We start from the raw sequence: 22,168 nt of genomic DNA on the forward strand, positions 1-22,168 counted from the left end.
GGAAAGGTGGGAGAACGATGCGGACGTTTTCCGACATCAAGGGACTTCCCATTTATGAGCAAACGACGGGAAAAATGGTCGGAACGATCGCTGACATTTGGTTTACCAGCCACGGCGCGGTCAAAGGGCTTGTCGCGGAACGGGGAGGTTTGTTCGGCCGCCGCCGCTATTTGCCGCTTTCAGCCGTGCAGTCGTTCGAAAAAGACCGAGTCATCATTTGTGACGCAGATAGCTTCCAGCCGTTTCCTTCTTCTGACAGCGGCCACTCTCTTTACGGCGAACGCGGCCTCGCTGGCAGCATGGTTGTCGCCGCGGACGGAACAACAATCGGACTGTTGGATGACGTATATTTTGACGGGCAATTGGGCAAAATTGACGGATACGAGATCAGCGAGGGATTTTTTTCCGATTTGACTGAAGGGAAGAAACGAATGGAGCTTGCTCCGTTCACCGCCAGAGAAGGCGTGGTCACCGTGGAAACAACGATGTAAGGAGAGTGGCTGTCCATGCTCATTTGCCCGAATTGCAAACGAAAAAATTTAGGGAAAATCGGCGTCAACCAATACTACTGCTGGGATTGCTTTATTGAGCTGTCCGTCTCGAAAGGAATGATCCACGCTCATCAAGTGGAAGAAGACGGAACGTTGAGTTCTCTTGACGACTTGTTTGACGACCACGAACGCACGATCCAATTTTAGGGGGGGACACGCATGAACCGAATGATGACGTCGCTGTTAGCAGTCGGATTAGGCGTTGCAGCTTATCAGCTCGCCCAACGAAACGATTGGATGAACGGTCGCACGATGCGGAGGATGCGCCGCCGCTTGATGCAAACGATCCGCTGACGGCGCTGCCGCCCTCGCCTTTGCGCGGGGGCGGTGCCTTGTGGTTGTCAAATAGTGCTAAAAGCGGTGAAGGCATATTTCCCGCCGCATCTCCTACACTAAACGGTAGGAGGTGTGGCAATTGGGCGAGCAACAATGGCTGTCGTTCTTTCGCATCGGAAAATGGTTGCTCATGACGGCAATCATCTATTTGATCGTTCGGATGAAAGACGTTTGGTGGCCGGTCATCGATTTTATCGCAACGGTGTTGACGCCGTTTTTGCTGGCGTCGTTTATTACGTATCTGCTTTACCCGTTTGTGGAATCCATCCATCGCAAAGGAATGCCGCGCGCCCTTGCCATTTTGTTGATTTATTTGTTGCTTTTCGGTTTGGTCGGCTACGGCCTGTACCGCGGCGTGCCGTTATTCATCGCCCAGTTGCGTGAACTGGATGAACAGCTGCCGTCTTTAATGAATACATACCGCCAATGGGTGCGCCACATCCACGACGAGACGTCGAATTGGCCGCTTGAGGTGCACACGCGCATCGAAGCGATGTTTGTGCAGTTTGAGCAGGCGGCCGCCGCCGCCGTCACGATGGCGATCAATGCCGCCAAATCGTTCATCGGTTCGGCGGCGACGCTGCTGATCATTCCGTTTATCGTCTTCTATATGTTAAAAGACATCGAGGTGTTGAAAAAAGCGGTTTGGTACATGACACCGAAGCGGTGGCGTGGGCCGGGGATGACGTTTTTGAAGGATGTCGATGAATCGCTTGGCGGCTACATCCGCGGCCAACTGTTCGTCTGCACGGCGATCGGTCTGGCGGCGTCGCTCGGCCTGTGGCTTGCCGGGATGGATTATCCGCTGTTGCTCGGCTTTGTCATTGGCGTGACGAACATCATCCCGTATTTCGGCCCGCTGATCGGCGCCGTTCCAGCGGTCATTTTGGCTGCCACCGTCTCGCTGAAAATGGTCGTGATCGTGCTTGTCCTCATTTTTACCTTGCAGTTTTTAGAAGGGAACGTTTTGTCGCCGCTGATCGTCGGCAAAAGCGTGCATATGCATCCGCTTGTCATTATGCTCGCCCTCTTTGCCGGCGGTGAGCTCGCCGGCGTGCTCGGCCTCATTCTTGCCGTTCCGACGGCGGCGGTGCTGAAAGTGGCCATCACCCATTGGAAAGAGCATTATGCTTCGCATTGACAAATGCTTTCTGCTTGTCTATAATCTTTCAATGAAAAAAGTGAATACATAACGCCATGACGGATCGAGTATGTTGCAGTCCATCTTAACGCGCGAGCTCGCGCACAGAGAGGAATTTCCGCGGCTGAAAGAAATTCCAGATGAAGGGCAACAGAAGGCTAATCCGGAGCGCAGGCAAAACCTGACGCAAGGCTGCGTTACGGCCAAAGAGGTGATGGGCGTTTTTTGCCCATAAACAGGGTGGTACCGCGAGCATAACTCTCGTCCCTGCAGGGGATGGGAGTTTTTTTATATAAAAGGCGAAAGGGGAGGATCATCATGAAAAAGCTGACATCCGCCCAAGTGCGGCGCATGTTTTTAGACTTTTTCCAAGAAAAAGGTCATGCAGTTGAGCCGAGCGCATCGCTCATTCCGGTCGACGACCCGTCGCTGTTGTGGATCAACAGCGGCGTCGCGACGTTGAAAAAATACTTTGACGGGCGCATCGTTCCGGAAAACCCGCGCATTTGCAACGCGCAAAAATCGATCCGCACCAACGACATTGAAAACGTCGGGAAAACGGCGCGCCACCATACGTTTTTTGAAATGCTCGGCAACTTTTCGATCGGCGATTACTTCAAGCGCGAAGCGATCCATTGGGCATGGGAGTTTTTGACGAGCGACAAATGGATCGGTTTTGATCCGGAACGGTTGTCCGTCACCGTCCATCCGGAAGACGAGGAAGCGTACAACATTTGGCGCAATGAAATCGGCTTGCCGGAAGAGCGGATCATTCGCCTCGAAGGCAACTTCTGGGACATCGGCGAAGGCCCGAGCGGTCCGAACACGGAAATTTTTTACGACCGCGGCGAAGCGTTCGGCAACGACCCGAACGATCCGGAGCTGTACCCAGGAGGGGAAAATGACCGCTATTTAGAAGTATGGAACCTTGTCTTTTCGCAGTTTAACCATAACCCGGACGGCACGTACACGCCGCTGCCGAAGAAAAACATCGACACCGGCATGGGCTTGGAGCGGATGTGCTCGATTTTGCAAGACGTGCCGACGAACTTTGAAACCGACTTGTTCCTGCCGATCATCCGCGCGACCGAGCAGATCGCCGGCGAGCGGTATGGCGAAGATCCGGACAAAGACGTCGCCTTTAAGGTGATCGCCGACCATATTCGCGCCGTGACGTTCGCAATCGGCGACGGGGCGCTGCCGTCAAATGAGGGCCGCGGCTACGTGCTGCGCCGCCTGCTCCGCCGCGCGGTGCGCTATGCGAAACATATCGGCATTGAACGCCCGTTTATGTACGAACTTGTTCCGGTCGTCGGCGAGATTATGCACGACTACTATCCAGAGGTGAAAGAAAAAGCCGATTTCATCGCCCGCGTCATCCGGACGGAAGAAGAACGGTTCCATGAAACGCTCCATGAAGGGCTCGCCATATTGGCGGAGGTGATCGAAAAGGCGAAAGAGCAAGGAAGCCGCATCATTCCGGGCGAGGAAGCGTTCCGCCTGTATGATACGTACGGCTTTCCGATCGAGCTGACGGAAGAGTACGCCGCTGAAGCGGGCATGACGGTCGACCATGCCGGATTTGAGCGCGAGATGGAGCGGCAGCGCGAACGGGCGCGCGCGGCCCGGCAAGATGTCGATTCGATGCAAGTGCAAGGCGGGGTGCTCGGTGACATTAAAGATGAAAGCCGGTTTGTCGGCTACGATGAGCTTGTTGCCGCATCGACGGTCATCGCCATCGTCAAAGACGGACGGCTTGTCGAGGAAGTGAAAGCCGGCGAAGAGGCGCGAATCATCGTCGATGTGACGCCATTTTACGCCGAAAGCGGAGGACAAATCGCTGACCAAGGCGTGTTTGAAAGCGAAACAGGAACAGCGGTCGTCAAAGATGTACAAAAAGCGCCGAACGGCCAACATCTTCATGCGATCATCGTCGAACGCGGAACGGTGAAAAAAGGAGCCCGCTATACGGCGCGCGTCGATGAAGCAAAGCGGATGCGCATCGTGAAAAACCATACGGCGACCCATTTGCTCCATCAAGCGCTGAAAGACGTGCTCGGCCGCCACGTCAACCAAGCGGGGTCTCTTGTCGCCCCGGACCGGCTTCGTTTTGACTTCACCCATTTTGGACAAGTGAAGCTGGACGAGCTCGAGCGCATCGAAGCCATCGTCAACGAACAAATTTGGAAAAGCCTCCCGGTTGACATTTTCTATAAGCCGCTTGAGGAAGCAAAGGCGATGGGCGCGATGGCGTTGTTTGGCGAAAAATACGGCGACATCGTCCGCGTCGTCAAAGTCGGCGACTACAGCCTCGAGCTGTGCGGCGGCTGCCATGTGCCCAACACATCAGCCATCGGGTTGTTTAAAATCGTCTCCGAATCCAGCATCGGCGCCGGCACGCGCCGGATTGAAGCAGTGACTGGGGAAGCGGCGTACCGCTTTATGAGCGAACAGCTGGCCATTTTGCAAGAGGCGGCGCAAAAACTGAAAACAAGCCCGAAAGAATTGAATGCGCGTCTTGACGGACTGTTTGCCGAGCTGAAAGAGCTTGAGCGCGAAAATGAATCGCTTGCTGCCCGCCTCGCCCATATGGAAGCTGAGCACCTCATCCGTCAAGTGAAAGATGTAAACGGCGTGCCAGTGTTGGCGGCGAAAGTGCAGGCCAATGACATGAATCAACTGCGGGCTATGGCTGATGATTTGAAACAAAAGCTCGGCACGGCGGTCATCGTGTTGGCGTCCGTTCAGGGAGGAAAAGTGCAACTGATTGCCGCAGTAACGGATGACTTGGTGAAAAAAGGGTTCCATGCCGGCAAACTGGTGAAAGAAGTGGCATCGCGTTGCGGCGGTGGGGGCGGCGGGCGCCCGGATTTGGCGCAAGCCGGCGGCAAGGACGCGAACAAAGTCGGTGAAGCGCTCAGCTACGTCGAAACGTGGGTGAAATCCGTTTCCTAATCGGCGCGGATCGTGTACAATGGATGTAAAAGGACGGGATGCCTGAATAAGGAGCGAGGTGGAAACGGTGAGCTCGTTTGACCAAACGATGCAGTTTCATTTTTCCGAGGAGCCGACCGAGACGAACGTTCGCGAAGTGTTGTTGACGGTGTATGGCGCCTTGCAGGAAAAAGGCTACAATCCGATCAACCAAATTGTCGGCTACTTGTTGTCCGGCGACCCAGCTTACATTCCGCGCCATAAAGACGCGCGCGCGCTCATCCGCAAAATCGAACGCGACGAATTAATCGAGGAATTGGTGAAATTCTATTTACAGGGGCAACGAAAGGATTAACTTGATGCGGACGCTAGGATTAGATTTGGGAACGAAAACGCTCGGCGTTGCCGTTAGCGACGAGCTCGGCTTTACAGCGCAGGGATTGGAAACAATTGCCGTTGATACAGAGCGCGGCGACTACGGCTTAAAGCGGCTGCGCGCCATCATCGATGAGTACGGCGTCGATACGATTGTGGTCGGGTGGCCGAAAAACATGAACGGCACGCTCGGGCCGCGCGCTGAGGCGAGCGAACGGTTCGCCGCCAAGCTGCGCAAGGAGTTTTCTTTGCCCGTTGTGCTTTGGGATGAACGGCTGTCGACGATGGCCGCCGAACGGATGTTGATCGCTGCCGACGTCAGCCGAAAAAAGCGGCGGAAAGTGATCGACAAAATGGCGGCGGCCGTCATTTTGCAGTCCTATTTGGACAGTAAACGATAAATTGGAGGAGAAAACATGGAACACGGAGACCGTCATATTACCGTTGTCGACGAACATGGCAACGAGCAGCTGTGTGAAATTTTGTTTACGTTTGAATCGGATGATTTCGGCAAATCGTATGTGTTTTACTATCCGGTCGGCGTTGAGGCGGAAGATGAGAACGGCGAGACGGAAGTGCACGTTTCCGCCTTCATCCCTGGGGATGAGAGCAAAGAGGGCGAACTGCTCCCAATCGAGACGGAAGAAGAGTGGGACATGATCGAAGAAGTATGGAATACGTTTTGCGCTGAACAGGAAGAGGAAGACGAAGAATAAGGGACAGCAGAGGGGGGCCAAAAGGATCGGGGCCCCTTTTCTTATTGCCGTATTATGCGCTGAGAAATGATAAGTTGTGTTCCATGCAATGGTTCAGACATCTTCTTGTTTGTTCGACAAACGTTGCGAAGGGCTTCGATTGACCGGCGCGTTTCCTCCTCCGGCTTTGCATTTTTTGACCGTCAAGGGCGAAACATGCAGAATTTTGTAGTATAATATGGCCGGGATGAAAGGAGGGAAAAGATGAAACAGAACGATTTTAGGGCGCCAGAGGCACGGCTTGTGCGGAAAATCGTCTTGATTGTTTGCGCTGTTCTGCTGGCGGCGCTTGTCATTGCCGGCGCCAGCAGTTTCTTATACATCCGCTCAGCGCTTAAGCCCGTCGACCCGGATGACCGCACTCCGGTCCATGTATCGATTCCAATCGGCTCGTCGCCGGCGGCGATTGCCGAGCAGCTCGAACAAAAGCGGCTCATTAAAAGCGCGGCCGTGTTTCGCTTATATGTCCGCTGGAAAAATGAATCCGGCTTCCAGGCTGGGGAGTATGAGCTGACGCGGGCGATGCCAATGGCGCGCATCATCGAGCTGTTAAAAACGGGGAAATCGCTAAAAATCGGATTGAAGCTGACCGTTCCGGAAGGGTCGCAATTGGTGCAAATCGCTGACCTCATTGCCGCGAAAACAGGGTACAAACAAGAACAGATTATGAAATTGCTTAACGATCGCGCGTATATCGAACGGCTGATGAAAATGCACCCCGATTTGTTGACTGATGATATTTTTCGGAAAGGCATCCGCTATCCGCTGGAAGGCTACTTGTTCCCGGCGACGTATGTGTTTGCTGACGAAAATCCGACGCTTTCTGAGATCATTGAGGCGATGGTGGCGAAAACGGCAGCTGTGCTTGACACATATAAGGCAGCGATGAAAGAAAAGAACATGTCGCCGCATCAGCTGTTGACGATGTCGTCGCTCATTGAGGAAGAGGCGACGGAAAAAGCTGACCGCGAAAAAATCGCCAGCGTGTTTTACAATCGGCTGCACCGCGGCATGCCGCTTCAAACCGACCCGACCGTTTTGTACGCCCTTGGCGAACATAAAGAGCGTGTGTTGTATAAAGATTTGCAGGTCAATTCGCCGTACAACACGTACATGCATAAAGGACTGCCGCCGGGGCCGATCGCCAACGCCGGCGTCATGTCGATCGAAGCGGCGCTCGAGCCGGCGGCGACCGACTATTTATACTTTTTGGCGACACCGGGCGGGGAGGTCATTTTTACGAAAACGTTGGCCGAGCATAACCGGGAAAAGGCAAAATACATTGGGAAACAATAGTTCAACATGGAAGTTGATGGCCGGCAGGGGAAACAGCTTCGTTTTTCCACTGTTTTGTGGTAGTATAGTTGAATAGACCAACGATACGATAAGAGTCCTTTTGCGGCTCTTATTTTTCATGACGACAAAGCGCAGACAAAGCGCAAATGCCGGGTTGTATATAGATGCAATTTGAAGCTTTACCATGTTGTAGTTTTTCCCGAGTATTTGATCGACTGTCGGGCGACCGAACAACGCCGCTTCCAGACCCATATATGGGTCTGTGAAGCAGGCGGTTGTTCGGTCTTCCGTCACGCCTTGGCGTGACGGAGGCAAGCCACAGGCTTGCCTCCGACAGTCGAAGATGGGCAAACCGCTTTTCCGTCAAGGATATGTTAAACTTCTTCGTTGCATCTATATAGTTCAACTTTGGCAAGCGCTTTTCAGTTTGCTGACGGCAGGGAGGAATTCCTCTTGCTTTCCAATGACATTGTTTTGTACTTGCAAAAGTTGCGTCCGGCGCCGGACGAGGGCATTGAGGAGATGGAGCAGTACGCCTATCGGCACCGCATACCGATCATGGATCCGGTGAGCGTCGAAGTGCTGTTGTTCATCTTGAAGCTGATCAGGCCGCGCCGCATTTTGGAAATCGGCACGGCGATCGGCTATTCGGCGATCCGGATGGCAAAGGCGCTGCCGGATGCGTGCATTGTGACGATCGAAAAAGACCGGGAGCGGTATGAGCGCGCCCGTTTTTACATCGAAAAGACGAACACCAAGCGGCAAATCGAGGCGGTGTTGGGCGATGCGCTTGCGGTCGAGGCAGATGTGGCGGCCGCCGCGCCGTTTGATGTGCTGTTTATCGATGCCGCCAAAGGGCAGTATGAGCGCTTTTTTACGCGCTATGAGCCGTTTGTGGCGGCAGGCGGCCTCATCATCAGCGACAACGTCTTGTTTAAGGGGCTCGTCGCCGCCGAAGCGCCGGCGGACAATCGACGGCTTTGGAACATCGCCCGAAAAATTCGCCGCTACAATGAGTGGCTCATGAGTCGAAACGGTTATGATACGGTGATCATTCCGGTCGGCGATGGGCTCGCCATATCGAAAAAACGAGGTGAAGAACAGTGAAAAAACCCGAATTGCTCGTGACGCCGACGAGCGTTGCCCATATCGACGAGCTGGCTGAAGCCGGAGCGGACGCGGTCATCATTGGCGAACAGCGCTACGGTTTGCGGCTTGCCGGCGAATTTTCCCGCCATGATGTCGCTGACGCCGTCAAAGCCGCCCACCGGCGCGGCATGAACGTGTATGTGGCGATGAACGCCATTTTCCATAACGATAAAGTGGACGAGCTGGGCGACTACGTCGCGTTTTTAGCTGATGTCGGCGCCGATGCCATCGTCTTCGGCGATCCCGCGGTGCTCTTGACTGTCCGAGAAACGGCGCCGCACATGAAGCTTCACTGGAGCACGGAGACGACAGCGACGAACTGGTATGCGTGCAACTATTGGGGCCGGAAAGGGGCGAAGCGCGCCGTCTTGGCCCGCGAGTTGAACATGGACGCCATTTTGGAAATCAAAGCTCGTGCCGAAGTGGAAATCGAGGTGCAAGTGCACGGCGCGATGTGCATGTACCAATCGAAGCGCTCGCTGATCGGCAGCTATTTTGAATATCAAGGGAAAGTGATGGAAGTTGAACGGAAGAAGTACGAAAAAGGGATGTTTCTTTACGACAAAGAGCGCGACAACAAATATCCGATTTTTGAAGACGAAAACGGCACGCATATTATGAGCCCGAACGATGTTTGCATCATTGACGAGCTCGGCGACATGGTCGAGGCCGGCATCGACAGCTTTAAAATTGACGGGATTTTGCACGAGCCGCGCTACATTACCGAAGTGACGAAGCTGTACCGCCGCGCCATCGATTTATGCGCCGATGACCGCGAGCGGTACGAACGGGAAAAAGAGGAGCTGCTTGCGGCCGTTGAAGCGCTTCAGCCGCCGCATCGCCGCATCGACACCGGATTTTTCTTCAAGGAGACCATTTATTGAGAAAAGGAGGGAAGCAGCATGCTTTTAAAAAATGATCGCATCTCCGAGATCATTGACGGCAAGCGCGTCATTGTGAAAAAGCCAGAGCTGCTCGCCCCGGCCGGCAACTTGGAAAAACTGAAAATCGCCGTCCATTACGGCGCAGACGCCGTCTTTATCGGAGGACAAGAGTACAGCTTGCGCGCCAACGCCGACAACTTTACGCTCGAGGAAATTCGCGAAGGGGTGGAATTTGCCAATCGATATGGAGCCAAAGTATACGTAACGGCCAATATTTACGCCCATAACGAAAACATCCCTGGCCTTGATGACTATTTGCGGGCGTTAGAGGATTCCGGCGTTTCCGGCATCATCGTCGCCGACCCCCTCATCATCGAAACGGCGCGCCGGGTGGCGCCGAAGCTTGAAGTGCATTTAAGCACGCAGCAATCGCTTACCAACTGGAAAGCGGTCCAATTTTGGAAAGAGGAAGGGCTCGAGCGGGTTGTGCTGGCTCGTGAAGTGGGCGCAGAAGAAATCCGACAGATCAAAGAGAAAGTCGATATTGAAATCGAGGCGTTCATCCATGGGGCGATGTGTTCCGCCTACTCCGGCCGTTGTGTATTGAGCAATCATATGACGGCGCGCGACTCAAACCGCGGCGGATGCTGCCAGTCGTGCCGGTGGGATTACGATTTGTACCAGCTCTCGGACGGCCGGGAAATTCCGTTGTTTGAAAAAGGGGACGCCCCGTTTGCGATGAGCGCGAAAGATTTGAACTTAATCCGCGCCATTCCGGTAATGATCGAATTGGGTGTGGATAGCTTGAAAATTGAAGGGCGGATGAAATCGATCCATTACGTGGCGACGGTTGTCAGCGTCTACCGGAAAGTGATTGACTCCTACTGCGCTGATCCAGACCATTTCACGATCCGCGAAGAGTGGGTGCGGGAGCTTGAGAAATGCGCCAACCGCGAGACGGCGCCGTCGTTCTTTGACGGCTTCCCGGATTATACGAACCATATGTACGGGACGCACAGCCGGAAAACGACGCATGAATTCGCCGGTTTGGTGCTTGGCTATGACCCGGAGACGGGCATCGCCACCGTCCAGCAGCGCAACCATTTCCGCCCGGGCGATGAAGTCGAATTTTTCGGTCCGGAAATTGAAAACTTCACCCAAGTGATCGAGAACATTTGGGACGAAGACGGCAACGAGCTTGATGCGGCGCGCCATCCGCTGCAAATCGTGAAATTGAAGGTCAAGCGCCCTCTCTTCCCGTACAACATGATGAGAAAGGAGAATTAAGATGGGGAAGAAGCCCGTTGTCATCGGCGTCGCCGGCGGCTCCGGCTCGGGGAAGACGAGCGTCGCCCGCGCGATTTACGACCATTTTGGCGACCGCTCGATTTTAGTGCTTGAGCAAGATTTTTATTATAAAGACCAAAGCCATCTTCCGTTTGAAGAGCGGCTGAAGACGAACTACGACCACCCGCTGGCGTTTGACAACGATTTGTTGATTGAGCATATTCATAAGCTGCTTCGCTATGAGCCGATTGACAAGCCGGTGTACGATTATACGCTGCACACTCGCTCAAGTGAAGTCGTGCGTGTTGAGCCGAAAGAAGTCATTATCGTCGAGGGCATCCTTGTCTTGGAAGATGAGCGGCTTCGCGATTTAATGGATATTAAGGTGTATGTCGACACCGACCCGGACATCCGCATCATCCGCCGTCTCATCCGTGATATGAAAGAGCGCGGCCGCACGTTCGATTCGGTCATCGAGCAATATTTGTCCGTCGTTCGGCCGATGCACAACCAGTTTGTCGAACCGACGAAGCGCTACGCCGATGTGATCATTCCAGAAGGCGGACAGAATGCTGTCGCCATCGATTTAATGGTGGCAAAAATTCGCACAGTTCTTGAACAAAAAGCGGTTTTGTAATAACATAACAGAGACAAAACAATATATTATTATAACAAGTAAGCGTACGAACAGCCGTTTTTGCTGTTCGTACGTTTTACATAATGCAGAATATATAGAGGAGTGAGATGAATGGCGAACGAAAAGCAGTATCCGATGACGAAAGAGGGAAAAGAGAAACTGGAACAAGAGCTTGAGTACTTAAAAACGGTCAAGCGGAAAGAAGTGGTGGAGCGCATTAAGATTGCGCGCGGGTTCGGGGATTTGTCGGAAAACTCGGAGTACGATGCTGCCAAAGATGAGCAGGCGTTTGTCGAATCACGCATCCAAATGCTTGAAAACATGATCCGCAACGCCGTCATCATTGAAGAAGACAAAGAAAATCCGGACGTCGTCTCGCTTGGCAAATCAGTGACATTCATTGAACTGCCGGACGGTGAAGAAGAGACGTATACGATCGTCGGCAGCGCTGAAGCCGACCCATTTGAAGGGAAAATTTCCAATGACTCGCCGATTGCGAAATCGCTCATCGGCCGCCGCGTCGGCGATGAAGTGACGGTGCAAACGCCGGGCGGGGAAATGCTTGTGAAAATTGTGGCTGTGAAATAAGAAGCAGGAGGCGGTCGGCCTGAACAAGCGGCGGTGTGCGAAGCGAAGAAAATTGCCGCCGCTTGACGTTTCAAACGGAAACACCTCGTCAACACTGATGATGAGGTGTTTTCTTTATGTGGAAAAAACGAACACTTGCCATGCTCGCCCTCATTCAATTGGGCTTGTTGTTGCTTGTCGGGCGATTGGCGCAAATCCAGCTGATTGACGCCGAGTCGTTTGCCAATCATAATTTAATTGCTGAAAGCGTCGCCCAGCGGACACAAGAACTCATTATTGATGACGGGCGCGGCTCGTTCGTCGACCGAAATGGCGCGCCGCTCACGAAGCGATATGTGCCGTCGCTTGTCTTATTTCCATTTTTAACGGCGATGAAATGGCCGATGGAACAAGTGGCCCGCATCGCCGGCGTCTCGGAAGAAGAGATCCGCCGCCAGCTTGAGCAGGCGGACGGTCCGTTCGTCTTAGAGAAGGATGGCGAGCCGCTCGCCTTGAGCGCCCAGCAAATGAAGCAAATTAACGATTTGGGCATTCCGGGGGTATTTGCCGTCAACAAGCAATATCCGTTGGAAACGGTGTACGCCCCGCATTTGCTTGGCTTCACCCGTCCGGATCAGGAGCTCATCAAGAAGCGTTATCCGAAACGGACGCTGCCGCCAAAGACCGAAGTGGGCATTCAAGGGCTTGAGAAAGCGTTTGATGAATTTTTGCTCGCCGACGGCGAAACGAAGCTGCTTTACCATGTTGACGCCGAAGGGCGGCCGTTGTTTGGGCTTGATGTCAAATACAGCGATACGGGCAATCCGTTTTATCCCGTCACCGTGCAAACGACGCTTGACCGCGATCTGCAGCAAGAGATGGAACGGATCGTCGACCAGTACGGACTGAAAAAAGGCGGCCTCGTGCTATTGGACATTGAGACAAACGGTGTGCTCGCCATGGTCAGCCGCCCAAACATGGACCCGCGCGATCCGTATAAAAACCGCGGGGCGGAAAACCAAATGGCGCTTCCGCAAATCCCTGGATCGATTTTTAAAACGGTCATTGCGGCTGCGGCGCTTGATGAAGGGCTCGCATCGCCGGAGACAACGTTTGATTGCAGCCGAAAGATTGACGGCAAAACGCGCGATGAGGAGCATGATTACGGCGTGCTTGACTTAGCGGACAGCTTTGCCGTCAGTTGCAACAATGCTTTCGCCACGCTCGGCAAGCAGTTGATCGAGCAAGATCCGGATGCGTTTGAAACGTATGCGAGAAAGCTCGGGCTGTATCCGACGGCCGGCTGGGAAGGAGTGGTGTACCATGAAGAGCATTTCCGTCAGTTCCCGGAGGAGCAAAAGGGAACGATTTGGCATGATCCGCGCGACAAGCGGGTGCCGCTTGCGGTGGCGCAAACGGCGATCGGGCAAAAAAATGTACGCGTCTCTCCGCTTGGCGTCGCCAACATGATGGCGACCATCGCCCGCGGCGGCGAAGCGCTTCAGGTGCGGGCCGTTGACAAAGTGCTGTATAAAAACGGTGCGACTCTCTTTTCGTTTCCGCCCCAACCGGATTCAGACATGGCGCCGATCGCTCCGCAGACGGCCGAAGAGCTGCAGCGGCTTTTGCGCGGCGTTGTTACCAAAGAGGATGGCACCGGCCGCCGCTTCCGTTCGCTGCCGTATCCGGTTGCCGGCAAATCGGGGACGGCGGAGACAGGAAAAATGGACGGCGGCGCTGAATTCATTAATAAATGGTTTGCTGGCTATTTTCCAGCCGACCGCCCGAAATACGCCCTCGCTGTCGTTGAGCTCGACTGTCCGAGCGGGCGGGCCGCGACGAATGATGTGTTCGCCGCCGCAGTCGAGTCGCTTTATGCTTATGACCGCGCCAAAAAGGAAGTGAAGTGACGAACCAAATGTAAGGGGTATCCATTTTCCATCATAAGCATCATCCAAAGAAGGGGGAGGAGACAGTGGTGCAAACGGAAACGCGCTTTGCCGCCCGCGCCAAGCGGCGGAGAATCAACCGTTGGCTCAATGGAGCTATTGCGGTTGTCGTGCTGCTCATTTTGATTGTCGGTGGGAACTTGCTGTTTGGCGGCGAACCGGGCGAGAAGGCGGTCGATCGCGAAGCAAAAACAGAAGCGGCCAACGCGAAGCGAGTGGAAGTGGAAACAGGTGAAGCGGTGGAGCCGGCGGAAGCCGAAACGCCCGCTGAGGAAGAAGACGCGGCTTCCACCGATGAAACGAGCGAAACGGGCTCGACAGAAACGCCGGGCCCGCCGGGGTCCAACATTGAAAAAGAAATCGTCAACCCGGCATGGCAGCCGATCGGCACGACGCAATCGGAGCCGCATGAAACGGTGTTTAAGAAAGATTCGGTCGACTGGAAGGAAATGCTCGATGCCGTCAGCTATGCGACCGGCATCGCCCCGGAGGAGATGATCGTTTGGTTCATCGGCAACAACGGGCCGAACAAAGCGGTCGCGACGATTTCGACGAAAGATCAAACCGCCCATTACAAAGTGTACATTGAATGGGTGACGAACGAAGGTTGGAAGCCGACGAAAGTGCAAAAGTTGAAGCAAAAGTCATAAGCGGCATAATGAAGGGAAGCGGAGATATATTCGAAACTTCAACGGCATCAGTGAAACAATGGCGGTTCATTAGCGGCGGAAAAATACACAGGCGCCCAAAAACGAAGAGCGCCTGTTATTTTTTCGCTTTGAAATGAACGACCGCGCTGTACCAACGCTTTCCGTTTTCCATCACATGCATTTGATGGGATACATGATGGACGGAAAGCAAGAGCGCCTTGTTATGTTCAATTTGTTCGTTGATTTTTTTCTCGAGCGCCCGCAAATCGTCGGCTTCAAAAAATTCGATTTTATCCTCGATCAAATCAAGAGAAATGTTAGGCATCGCTCTTCCTCCTTTCCATTGTCAGTGTAGCAAATTTTCCCGCCCTCATCCACCGGTGTACAAGGGGGAACAATACGAACGAAACATGATCGTTGAACAAGGGAAAAACATATGCTACAGTAAGAGCAGGCAATACCAAAAACATACTATATTTATAGAAATTATAAACTTTTGGGGTGTGGCCATATGGGCAGAGAGTTTCTTGACTTGTTTGAGCAATGGGCGGAATCGTATGACCGATCGGTCGAAGGATATGATGAGCAATACAGCGATGTGTTCGCCGGCTATGACCGCATTTTAAGCACGGTCGCCGACAAAGCCGGCCAAGTCGTGCTCGAGTTTGGCGTCGGGACAGGCAACTTGACGAAAAAGCTGCTTGAGCGCGGCAAGCAGGTGTACGGGATCGAGCCATCGGCGCCGATGAGGAAAAAAGCGGCGGAAAAGCTCAGCGGGCGAGCGGTCATTCTGGACGGCGATTTTTTGCAATTTCCGACACCGTCGGAGCCGATCGACACGATTGCCAGCACGTATGCGTTTCATCATTTGACGGATGCGGAAAAAGACGAAGCGTTGGCCAAATATAGTCAATTGCTCCATCCGGGTGGTAAAATAGTGTTTGCCGATACGGCGTTTCGCGACAAAGAGGCGTTCCGCCGGGCGATTGAGGAAGCCCGGACGCGCGGCTTCCACGATTTGGCCGACGATTTGGAACGCGAATATTATACGACGCTTGACGTATTGGAATCACTGTTTTCCAAGCATGGCTTTTCCGTCTCTTTTGCGCAGCAAAACGCGTTCGTCTGGGTGATGGAGGCGGTGAAACAAACGACATAGAAAGAGGGAGAACGATGAAAGCAGCCATTATTGGAGCCATGGAAGAGGAAGTGGCGATTTTGCGTTCGCGTATGGAAGGGCGCGAGGAAACGGTCATCGCCGGGTGTGAATTTTCCGAAGGGTGTCTTGACGGCGTGCAGGCGGTGTTGTTGAAATCCGGGATCGGCAAAGTGAACGCCGCCATGGGAACGACGCTTCTGCTTGACCACTTTCGCCCTGATTTCGTGATCAATACGGGTTCGGCCGGCGGATTTTTGCCTTCGCTTCGTGTCGGAGATCTTGTCATTTCCGAGGAAGTCGTCCATCATGACGTCGATGTGACCGCGTTCGGCTACGCTTATGGGCAAGTGCCTGGCCTGCCGGCGCGCTACCGGGCGGATGAGGCGCTTGTTGAGGCGGCCAAGCAGGCGGCGGCGCGGCTTGATGGCCTGCAGGCAGTGACCGGCTTGATCGCCACCGGCGATTCGTTTATGAATGATCCAAAGCGAGTCGAATTTGTGCGCGGTCAGTTTCCGGAATTGTGCGCCGTCGAAATGGAAGCGGCGGCGATCGCCCAAGTGTGTGTGCAGTTTGGAACGCCGTTTGTCATCGTCCGGGCGTTGTCTGATATTGCTGGTGAGGAGTCGGATGTGTCGTTTGAACAGTTTTTGGAGACGGCGGCGAAACATTCGGCTGAACTTGTCTTGTCGATGCTTTCCGTTATGAAGGAGAGACGCTAGGAAACAAAACGCCGCCGTTCCGCAGCCAAAATGAACGTGAAGAAACGGAGTGACTTGTATGCGCGTAGCAAAAAGCATCCATGAGTTGATCGGCCATACGCCGGTTGTCGAAATTACGCGCTTCCCCCTCCCGGAAGGCGTTCGGCTGTTCGCCAAGCTTGAATACTTCAATCCTGGCGGAAGCATTAAAGACCGGCTCGGACAAGAGCTGTTGCGCGAGGCGTTTGCATCAGGAAAACTGAAAGAGGGGGGCACGATTATCGAGCCGACGGCCGGCAACACCGGCATCGGTCTGGCGCTAGCGGCGATCGGCAAAAACGTGAACATCATTTTTTGTGTACCGGAAAAATTCAGCATCGAAAAACAACAGCTGATGAAGGCGCTCGGGGCGCAAATCGTCCATACGCCGACCGAGGAAGGAATGGAAGGGGCGATCCGCAAGGCGGAGGAGCTCGCCCGCACGATTCCGGGCGCTTATTGCCCGCAACAGTTTCAAAACCCAGCCAACCCAAGGACGTATTACAAGACGCTCGGTCCGGAGCTGTGGGAAGATTTGGGGGGGCAAATCGACATTTTTGTCGCCGGCGCCGGCTCCGGCGGCACGTTTATGGGGACAGCTGCGTTTTTAAAAGAAAAAAACCCGGCCATTAAAACGGTCATCGTTGAACCGGAAGGCTCGATTTTAGGCGGCGGCGAGCCCGGTCCGCATCGGACGGAAGGGATCGGCATGGAGTTTTTGCCGCCGTTTATGGATCCGGATTATTTTGATGCCATCTACACGATCGCGGACGATGACGCGTTCCGGCGCGTCAGCGAACTCGCAAGACAGGAGGGGCTTTTGGTCGGCAGTTCGTCCGGCGCCGCGTTTCATGCCGCCTTGATGGAAGCAGAGAAGGCAAAGCCAGGGACGAATATCGTCGTCATTTTTCCGGACGGGAGCGAACGCTATTTAAGCAAACATATTTATGAAGGTGGGAGGTAACGATGAGGCGGAAAACAATGCTCATTCATGGCGGCATTCCGGGGGATCCGCATACTGGAGCGGTGTCGGTCCCGATTTATCAAGTGAGTACGTATAAGCAAGAAGAAGTTGGAAAGCATAAAGGGTTTGAATACTCGCGCACCGGCAACCCGACGCGTGCGGCGCTTGAGAAGCTGATCGCCGACCTCGAGGGCGGCGAAGCCGGCTTTGTGTTCGCTTCCGGGATGGCGGCGATTATGGCCGTCATGATGTTGTTTCAAAGCGGCGACCATCTGGTGCTCACTGACGATGTCTACGGCGGCACGTATCGCGTCATGACGAACGTGCTGAACCGGTTCGGGCTTGAGGCGACGTTCGTCGATACGAGCGATGTCGCCAACATCGAGGCGCACATCCGGCCGAATACGAGAGCCATCTATATCGAAACGCCGACGAACCCGCTGTTGAAAATCACTGACTTGCAAGCCGCCGCCGCCATTGCCCGTGCGCATGATCTGCTATTGATCGTCGATAACACGTTTTCCACTCCGTACTTTCAGACGCCGCTTGAGCTTGGCGCCGATATCGTCATCCATAGCGCGACGAAATATTTAGGCGGCCATAGCGACGTTGTCGCTGGGTTGGCGGTTGTCCGCACGCCGGAGCTTGCCGAACGGCTCCATTACGTGCAAAATTCAACCGGCGGCGTGCTCGGGCCGCAAGATTCATGGCTATTGATGCGCGGGATGAAAACGCTCGCCGTGCGGATGGAGGAACATGAAGAAAATGCGCGCCAAATCGCTGCTTTTTTGGCTGAACACAAGGCGGTCAAGCGCGTCCATTATCCAGGTCTTCCGGATCATCCGAACCACGAGTTGGCGAAAAAGCAAATGCGCGGATTTGGCGGCATGATTTCGTTTGATGTCGGCAGCCTCGAGCGAGCCGAGAAAGTGCTGTCGCGCGTTCGCTACTTTACGCTTGCTGAAAGCTTAGGGGCGGTCGAAAGTTTAATTTCGTTGCCAGGGAAAATGACGCACGCCTCGATCCCGAAGGAACGGCGCGAACAGCTCGGCATTACCGACGGCCTGATCCGTTTGTCGGTTGGGCTTGAAGATGTCAACGATCTGCTTGACGATTTGGCGCAAGCGCTTGGCTGAAATTGCCGCTCCCCCCTTCCGTCCATGTATGATACAGTGAAAGGGGAGAGGAGGGATCGGGCTTGAATGAGCAGCAACGAAACGAGCTGCGGGCCAAGGCAGGCGACTTTAAAACATACAGCCTCGTCTTGTTCGCATTTGGAGCGTTTCTCTATTTCGGAACGGTCATCCCAGGAGCGGTTGAGACAGCGAAAAAACCGTTCGCCCTATTGGCAGTCGCCGTCTGTTTTGCCGCGTCGCTTTCCTGTTTGCGCCAAGCCGCCCGCTATGCCCGCCGTCTTGAGGAAGAAGAAGAGCGGTTCGAACCGTAAACCTGCCTTTTGGCCAAAAGGCGGGTTTTTGTTTAGCCATGCTGGCGTTCAAGGGAAAGCAAGCTTTTTTCCTATTTTGCAAAAAACGGTTTACAATGGAAATAATTTTGGATATAATTACCTGCGTAGCATCATTTCGAAAGGGAGGTCGAAGACAATGACAATGATGATGTGGACAACAGTAACGCATCCATTCTATCAAACGGCTATTCGACCTTCCGCCGACCGGGAATGAACGTGCACCGATGACGAAAAACAGCGATCGGGCCGCAGAAGGGGAGTAGTCTCGCTTTCTGCGGCCTTTTTGTACGCTTAGCCGCAGAAACGCCTTCCTTCTGCGGTTTTTTTGCATGGAAAGGAGGTGGGGAGGCATGACGATCCATTTGTTTTTTATCACGATCACGATTGAGCGGAGAAAGCCGCGGCAACGGAACATCGAAGAGGAGCGGTTCGCACGTGCAGCCGAAGAGGAGTTGCTTGACCGCAAATGTTCCGCTCATCAACGGTTGTTTTAAAACATGGAGATGAAAGGGGAGAAGATTCATGTCAATTGTACCAGTATGGATTGTGATGTGGATGAAACAGACGGGAGACTCGACTTGACTCAGGCTAAAGGGGTGTTATCGGTGCTCCGCGTGCTGTTGTTGACGGTCGAATTTCATGAATTGTTCAAAATGTGGCGGAAGCGATCCACGTCTTCTTTGGTAAAATAAAAGTAAACGAGAAGGCCAAGGAGGGAACGGGGATGTTCGCCATTGTCATGTCGATCATCATTACCGCGTCGATTGCGCTTGTTGTCGCCGCGGAAGTCAGCGTTGAGGCAAGAGCGTAAGCACGGCGGTTCTTCTGCATCGGGAGGGGGATAAGCAGGCGGACCGAATCAGCAGAACGTTGGCATCAATCGTTTTTGATTGGTCAAGTCATTGCCGGCTCATTTCGGGCCGGTCTATTTTTGTCGTAAAGACACGGACAACATCGCCCCTGCATATACATAACGATAGGCGGTTTCCGCCGATGACAGCAGGCGGGGGTGGGAGCATGTCCGGCATTTTCACGGCGTTTACGTTTCTGTTGAAAGAGCTGACGTTTCTTGTCTCGTATATTAAAAACAATGCGTTTCCCCAGCCGTTGAGCGCTCAAGAAGAGGAAAAGTATTTGGCGCTGATGGCAAAAGGCGACGAGCAAGCCCGCAACCGGCTCATCGAACACAACTTGCGCCTTGTTGCCCACATTGTGAAAAAGTTTGAAAATACGGGAGAAGAGGTCGAGGATTTAATCTCCATTGGCACGATTGGCTTGATCAAGGCGATTGAAAGCTATTCGCCGGGCAAAGGAACGAAGTTGGCAACGTATGCGGCTCGATGTATCGAGAACGAAATCCTGATGCACCTTCGTTCATTAAAAAAAACGCGCAAAGACGTCTCGTTGCATGAGCCAATCGGCCAGGACAAAGAAGGAAACGAAATCAGCCTGCTTGATATTTTAAAAGCCGAAGGCGAAGACATCGTCGATGAAATCCACTTGAACATGGAGCTCGAACAAGTCAAACAATATATCAGCGTGCTTGATGAGCGGGAAAAAGAGGTGATCATCAATCGCTTTGGCCTCGGTCGGCAGCGGGAAAAAACGCAGCGTGAAATCGCCAAAGAGCTCGGCATCTCGAGAAGCTATGTCTCGCGCATTGAAAAACGGGCATTAATGAAAATGTTTCACGAGTTTTATCGGCAGGAAAAAGAAAAACGGCGGTCATAACAAAAGCGGGTTGCTGGTGCAGCGGCCCGCTTTTTTCAGTAATGGAAGAATAGAAATTATTTTAAAAAATTGAATTCTTTCGTTTATATCCTTTGATGAAGCGATTTCAATCAAAAATATTGACAGATTTTATTTTTAAAAGTAAAATAATTTTGTCGTCTTTTGTCTAAATTTGTCTAAAGGAGGCGAAAAAGCATCATGCGCAAGATCGGCTTGGCATGGCAAATTTTCATCGGCCTTATTCTCGGGATTATGGTTGGGGCCATTTTTTACGGAAACCCTAAAGTAGCGACGTATTTGCAGCCGATCGGAGATGTTTTTCTCCGTTTAATTAAGATGATCGTTATCCCGATCGTCGTCTCGAGTTTGATTGTCGGCGTCGCCAACGTCGGTGATGTGAAAAAGCTCGGAAAGTTGGGCGGCAAAACGATCCTTTATTTTGAGATCATTACGACGATTGCCATTATCATCGGCCTCTTGGCAGCGAACATTTTCCAACCAGGCGTCGGCGTCAATATGAAGTCGCTTGAGAAAACGGATATCCAGTCGTATGTCGATACGACGAACGAAGTGCAGCACCATTCGATGGTTGAAACATTTGTCAACATCGTGCCGAAAAACGTGTTTGAAGCGCTGTCGACCGGAAATATGCTGCCGATCATCTTCTTCTCGGTGATGTTCGGGTTGGGCGTAGCCGCGATCGGTGAAAAAGGAAAACCGGTGCTTCGCTTTTTCCAAGGCACGGCGGAAGCGATGTTTTATGTGACGAACCAAGTGATGAAGTTTGCGCCGTTTGGCGTTTTCGCCTTGATCGGCGTGACGGTGTCGAAATTCGGCGTCGCTTCGCTCCTTCCGCTCAGCAAGCTCGTTGTGCTCGTTTATGCGGTCATGGCGTTCTTCGTGTTGGTGGTGCTTGGCGCTGTGGCTAAATTGGTAGGTACAAATATTTTCCATATTATAAAAATCTTAAAGGATGAATTAGTGCTTGCCTATAGCACGTCGAGCTCGGAAACAGTGTTGCCTAAGGTTATGGAAAAAATGGAGAAGTTCGGTTGTTCGAAGGCCGTGACATCATTTGTCGTTCCGACCGGCTATTCGTTCAACTTGGACGGGTCGACGCTCTATCAGGCGCTGGCGGCTGTCTTTATCGCTCAACTGTACGGCATCGATATGCCGATTTCGCAGCAAATCTCGCTTGTGCTCGTTTTAATGGTGACGTCCAAAGGGATTGCCGGTGTCCCAGGCGTATCGTTTGTCGTCTTATTGGCAACGCTTGGCACGGTTGGCATTCCAGTTGAAGGATTGGCGTTTATCGCCGGCATCGACCGCCTTTTGGACATGGCGCGCACAGTGGTCAACGTCATCGGCAACTCGCTGGCGGCGGTTGTGATGTCGAAGTGGGAAGGGCAATATAACGAAGAACAAGGAAAACAATACATTGCTGAGTTGCAGCAGCAAAGCGCCTAAGAGAAAAGTGGCTCAGATGTGTTGATTAACCAATAAAAACTATATAGACTTCCATGGCGAAAAAATTTCGTCGCCATCGGAAGGGTGAAAATGTCCCTATGTTGAATGCTGCAACTTTACGCTACGCATCT

At 53.1% G+C, this 22,168-nt stretch carries 26 protein-coding genes and 1 other annotated feature; of the genes, 25 read left to right on the forward strand and 1 reads right to left on the reverse strand.

Features of this window, described 5'->3' with window-relative positions:
- Positions 1–17 precede the first annotated feature (17 nt).
- The 16 genes from LG52_RS02585 (at position 18) to LG52_RS02655 (ending at position 14,511) form a co-directional block, all read left to right on the forward strand.
- On the forward strand, positions 18–491 hold the full coding sequence (locus LG52_RS02585; RefSeq protein ID WP_044730741.1) for a PRC-barrel domain-containing protein: 474 nt from the start codon (positions 18–20) through the stop codon (positions 489–491).
- 15 nt (positions 492–506) lie between these two features.
- Positions 507–698: a hypothetical protein gene (locus LG52_RS02590; protein ID WP_008881018.1), complete on the forward strand. Its 192-nt coding sequence runs from the start codon at positions 507–509 to the stop codon at positions 696–698.
- 12 nt (positions 699–710) lie between these two features.
- Positions 711–845 carry a YrzQ family protein gene (locus LG52_RS18630; protein WP_075261672.1) on the forward strand — a complete coding sequence of 45 codons (135 nt, stop codon included), beginning with the start codon at positions 711–713 and terminating at the stop codon, positions 843–845.
- 121 nt (positions 846–966) lie between these two features.
- Entirely contained in the window at positions 967–2,028 is a 1,062-nt protein-coding gene (locus tag LG52_RS02595) for an AI-2E family transporter (protein WP_044730742.1), read from the forward strand.
- Between the two features lie 47 nt (positions 2,029–2,075).
- Positions 2,076–2,300 (forward strand) — a binding site (T-box leader).
- A 46-nt stretch (positions 2,301–2,346) separates the two neighbouring features.
- Positions 2,347–4,983 (forward strand): alanine--tRNA ligase, encoded by a 2,637-nt coding sequence (gene alaS / locus LG52_RS02600; RefSeq protein WP_044730743.1) that lies wholly within the window; start codon positions 2,347–2,349, stop codon positions 4,981–4,983.
- Positions 4,984–5,050: 67 nt separating this feature from the next.
- The gene (locus LG52_RS02605) at positions 5,051–5,317 is read left to right on the forward strand and encodes an IreB family regulatory phosphoprotein (RefSeq protein ID WP_044733059.1); all 267 of its coding nucleotides are present in this window, start codon (positions 5,051–5,053) and stop codon (positions 5,315–5,317) included.
- A gap of 4 nt (positions 5,318–5,321) precedes the next feature.
- A complete protein-coding gene (gene ruvX, locus LG52_RS02610) occupies positions 5,322–5,738 on the forward strand; it encodes a Holliday junction resolvase RuvX (RefSeq protein WP_044730744.1) in 417 nt (138 codons plus the stop codon).
- A 15-nt stretch (positions 5,739–5,753) separates the two neighbouring features.
- Entirely contained in the window at positions 5,754–6,053 is a 300-nt protein-coding gene (locus LG52_RS02615) for a DUF1292 domain-containing protein (RefSeq protein ID WP_044730745.1), read from the forward strand.
- A 243-nt stretch (positions 6,054–6,296) separates the two neighbouring features.
- On the forward strand, positions 6,297–7,388 hold the full coding sequence (gene mltG, locus LG52_RS02620; protein WP_044730746.1) for an endolytic transglycosylase MltG: 1,092 nt from the start codon (positions 6,297–6,299) through the stop codon (positions 7,386–7,388).
- A 453-nt stretch (positions 7,389–7,841) separates the two neighbouring features.
- Positions 7,842–8,495: an O-methyltransferase gene (locus tag LG52_RS02625; RefSeq protein ID WP_044730747.1), complete on the forward strand. Its 654-nt coding sequence runs from the start codon at positions 7,842–7,844 to the stop codon at positions 8,493–8,495.
- On the forward strand, positions 8,492–9,421 hold the full coding sequence (locus LG52_RS02630) for a peptidase U32 family protein (protein WP_044730748.1): 930 nt from the start codon (positions 8,492–8,494) through the stop codon (positions 9,419–9,421). The genes LG52_RS02625 and LG52_RS02630 overlap by 4 nt, the downstream gene beginning before the upstream one ends.
- A gap of 18 nt (positions 9,422–9,439) precedes the next feature.
- Positions 9,440–10,708 carry a peptidase U32 family protein gene (locus LG52_RS02635; RefSeq protein ID WP_044730749.1) on the forward strand — a complete coding sequence of 423 codons (1,269 nt, stop codon included), beginning with the start codon at positions 9,440–9,442 and terminating at the stop codon, positions 10,706–10,708.
- Position 10,709: 1 nt separating this feature from the next.
- On the forward strand, positions 10,710–11,345 hold the full coding sequence (gene udk, locus LG52_RS02640) for a uridine kinase (protein ID WP_044730750.1): 636 nt from the start codon (positions 10,710–10,712) through the stop codon (positions 11,343–11,345).
- 111 nt (positions 11,346–11,456) lie between these two features.
- Positions 11,457–11,933 carry a transcription elongation factor GreA gene (gene greA, locus LG52_RS02645; RefSeq protein ID WP_044730751.1) on the forward strand — a complete coding sequence of 159 codons (477 nt, stop codon included), beginning with the start codon at positions 11,457–11,459 and terminating at the stop codon, positions 11,931–11,933.
- 116 nt (positions 11,934–12,049) lie between these two features.
- Positions 12,050–13,822: a peptidoglycan D,D-transpeptidase FtsI family protein gene (locus LG52_RS02650; protein WP_044730752.1), complete on the forward strand. Its 1,773-nt coding sequence runs from the start codon at positions 12,050–12,052 to the stop codon at positions 13,820–13,822.
- Between the two features lie 65 nt (positions 13,823–13,887).
- Positions 13,888–14,511, forward strand: coding sequence for a YrrS family protein (locus LG52_RS02655; RefSeq protein ID WP_044730753.1), 624 nt, complete (start codon positions 13,888–13,890; stop codon positions 14,509–14,511).
- Positions 14,512–14,626: 115 nt separating this feature from the next.
- On the opposite strand, the gene LG52_RS02660 is transcribed toward LG52_RS02655, so the two are convergent.
- A complete protein-coding gene (locus LG52_RS02660) occupies positions 14,627–14,836 on the reverse strand; it encodes a YrzA family protein (RefSeq protein WP_044730754.1) in 210 nt (69 codons plus the stop codon).
- 186 nt (positions 14,837–15,022) lie between these two features.
- Between LG52_RS02660 and LG52_RS02665 the strand changes: the two genes are divergently transcribed.
- From LG52_RS02665 to LG52_RS02700, 9 genes are all read left to right on the forward strand, one after another.
- Positions 15,023–15,670 (forward strand): class I SAM-dependent methyltransferase, encoded by a 648-nt coding sequence (locus LG52_RS02665; protein ID WP_044730755.1) that lies wholly within the window; start codon positions 15,023–15,025, stop codon positions 15,668–15,670.
- A gap of 14 nt (positions 15,671–15,684) precedes the next feature.
- A complete protein-coding gene (mtnN, locus tag LG52_RS02670) occupies positions 15,685–16,389 on the forward strand; it encodes a 5'-methylthioadenosine/S-adenosylhomocysteine nucleosidase (RefSeq protein ID WP_044730756.1) in 705 nt (234 codons plus the stop codon).
- Positions 16,390–16,447: 58 nt separating this feature from the next.
- Positions 16,448–17,371, forward strand: a complete 924-nt coding sequence (locus LG52_RS02675; protein WP_044730757.1) for a PLP-dependent cysteine synthase family protein — start codon at positions 16,448–16,450, stop codon at positions 17,369–17,371.
- 2 nt (positions 17,372–17,373) lie between these two features.
- Positions 17,374–18,507 carry a bifunctional cystathionine gamma-lyase/homocysteine desulfhydrase gene (locus LG52_RS02680; protein ID WP_044730758.1) on the forward strand — a complete coding sequence of 378 codons (1,134 nt, stop codon included), beginning with the start codon at positions 17,374–17,376 and terminating at the stop codon, positions 18,505–18,507.
- Between the two features lie 62 nt (positions 18,508–18,569).
- Positions 18,570–18,818 carry a YrhC family protein gene (locus LG52_RS02685; protein WP_044730759.1) on the forward strand — a complete coding sequence of 83 codons (249 nt, stop codon included), beginning with the start codon at positions 18,570–18,572 and terminating at the stop codon, positions 18,816–18,818.
- A gap of 371 nt (positions 18,819–19,189) precedes the next feature.
- Complete coding sequence (locus LG52_RS18635; RefSeq protein WP_011232016.1) at positions 19,190–19,333, forward strand: YrzI family small protein; 144 nt, start codon at positions 19,190–19,192, stop codon at positions 19,331–19,333.
- Positions 19,334–19,494: 161 nt separating this feature from the next.
- Entirely contained in the window at positions 19,495–19,650 is a 156-nt protein-coding gene (locus LG52_RS19615; RefSeq protein ID WP_156133451.1) for a hypothetical protein, read from the forward strand.
- Between the two features lie 206 nt (positions 19,651–19,856).
- Positions 19,857–20,570 (forward strand): RNA polymerase sporulation sigma factor SigK, encoded by a 714-nt coding sequence (sigK, locus tag LG52_RS02695; protein WP_020278372.1) that lies wholly within the window; start codon positions 19,857–19,859, stop codon positions 20,568–20,570.
- A gap of 198 nt (positions 20,571–20,768) precedes the next feature.
- Complete coding sequence (locus LG52_RS02700; RefSeq protein WP_044730760.1) at positions 20,769–22,037, forward strand: cation:dicarboxylate symporter family transporter; 1,269 nt, start codon at positions 20,769–20,771, stop codon at positions 22,035–22,037.
- Positions 22,038–22,168 lie beyond the last annotated feature (131 nt).

Origin of the sequence: Geobacillus kaustophilus (assembly GCF_000948285.1) — a bacterium.
Taxonomy (GTDB): Bacteria; Bacillota; Bacilli; order Bacillales; family Anoxybacillaceae; genus Geobacillus; species Geobacillus thermoleovorans_A.

Excerpts from the sequence above, each read along its gene's own strand:
- LG52_RS02660 (WP_044730754.1), bottom strand. The coding sequence starts at position 14,836 with ATGCCTAACATTTCTCTTGATTTGATCGAGGATAAAATCGAATTTTTT.
- LG52_RS02680 (WP_044730758.1), top strand. The coding sequence starts at position 17,374 with ATGAGGCGGAAAACAATGCTCATTCATGGCGGCATTCCGGGGGATCCG.
- mtnN (WP_044730756.1), top strand. The coding sequence starts at position 15,685 with ATGAAAGCAGCCATTATTGGAGCCATGGAAGAGGAAGTGGCGATTTTG.
- sigK (WP_020278372.1), top strand. The coding sequence starts at position 19,857 with ATGTCCGGCATTTTCACGGCGTTTACGTTTCTGTTGAAAGAGCTGACG.
- LG52_RS02635 (WP_044730749.1), top strand. The coding sequence starts at position 9,440 with ATGCTTTTAAAAAATGATCGCATCTCCGAGATCATTGACGGCAAGCGC.
- LG52_RS02665 (WP_044730755.1), top strand. The coding sequence starts at position 15,023 with ATGGGCAGAGAGTTTCTTGACTTGTTTGAGCAATGGGCGGAATCGTAT.
- LG52_RS18630 (WP_075261672.1), top strand. The coding sequence starts at position 711 with ATGAACCGAATGATGACGTCGCTGTTAGCAGTCGGATTAGGCGTTGCA.
- LG52_RS02590 (WP_008881018.1), top strand. The coding sequence starts at position 507 with ATGCTCATTTGCCCGAATTGCAAACGAAAAAATTTAGGGAAAATCGGC.
- LG52_RS02585 (WP_044730741.1), top strand. The coding sequence starts at position 18 with ATGCGGACGTTTTCCGACATCAAGGGACTTCCCATTTATGAGCAAACG.
- udk (WP_044730750.1), top strand. The coding sequence starts at position 10,710 with ATGGGGAAGAAGCCCGTTGTCATCGGCGTCGCCGGCGGCTCCGGCTCG.
- LG52_RS18635 (WP_011232016.1), top strand. The coding sequence starts at position 19,190 with ATGACGATCCATTTGTTTTTTATCACGATCACGATTGAGCGGAGAAAG.
- greA (WP_044730751.1), top strand. The coding sequence starts at position 11,457 with ATGGCGAACGAAAAGCAGTATCCGATGACGAAAGAGGGAAAAGAGAAA.
- alaS (WP_044730743.1), top strand. The coding sequence starts at position 2,347 with ATGAAAAAGCTGACATCCGCCCAAGTGCGGCGCATGTTTTTAGACTTT.
- mltG (WP_044730746.1), top strand. The coding sequence starts at position 6,297 with ATGAAACAGAACGATTTTAGGGCGCCAGAGGCACGGCTTGTGCGGAAA.
- LG52_RS02615 (WP_044730745.1), top strand. The coding sequence starts at position 5,754 with ATGGAACACGGAGACCGTCATATTACCGTTGTCGACGAACATGGCAAC.
- LG52_RS02675 (WP_044730757.1), top strand. The coding sequence starts at position 16,448 with ATGCGCGTAGCAAAAAGCATCCATGAGTTGATCGGCCATACGCCGGTT.
- ruvX (WP_044730744.1), top strand. The coding sequence starts at position 5,322 with ATGCGGACGCTAGGATTAGATTTGGGAACGAAAACGCTCGGCGTTGCC.
- LG52_RS02700 (WP_044730760.1), top strand. The coding sequence starts at position 20,769 with ATGCGCAAGATCGGCTTGGCATGGCAAATTTTCATCGGCCTTATTCTC.
- LG52_RS02650 (WP_044730752.1), top strand. The coding sequence starts at position 12,050 with ATGTGGAAAAAACGAACACTTGCCATGCTCGCCCTCATTCAATTGGGC.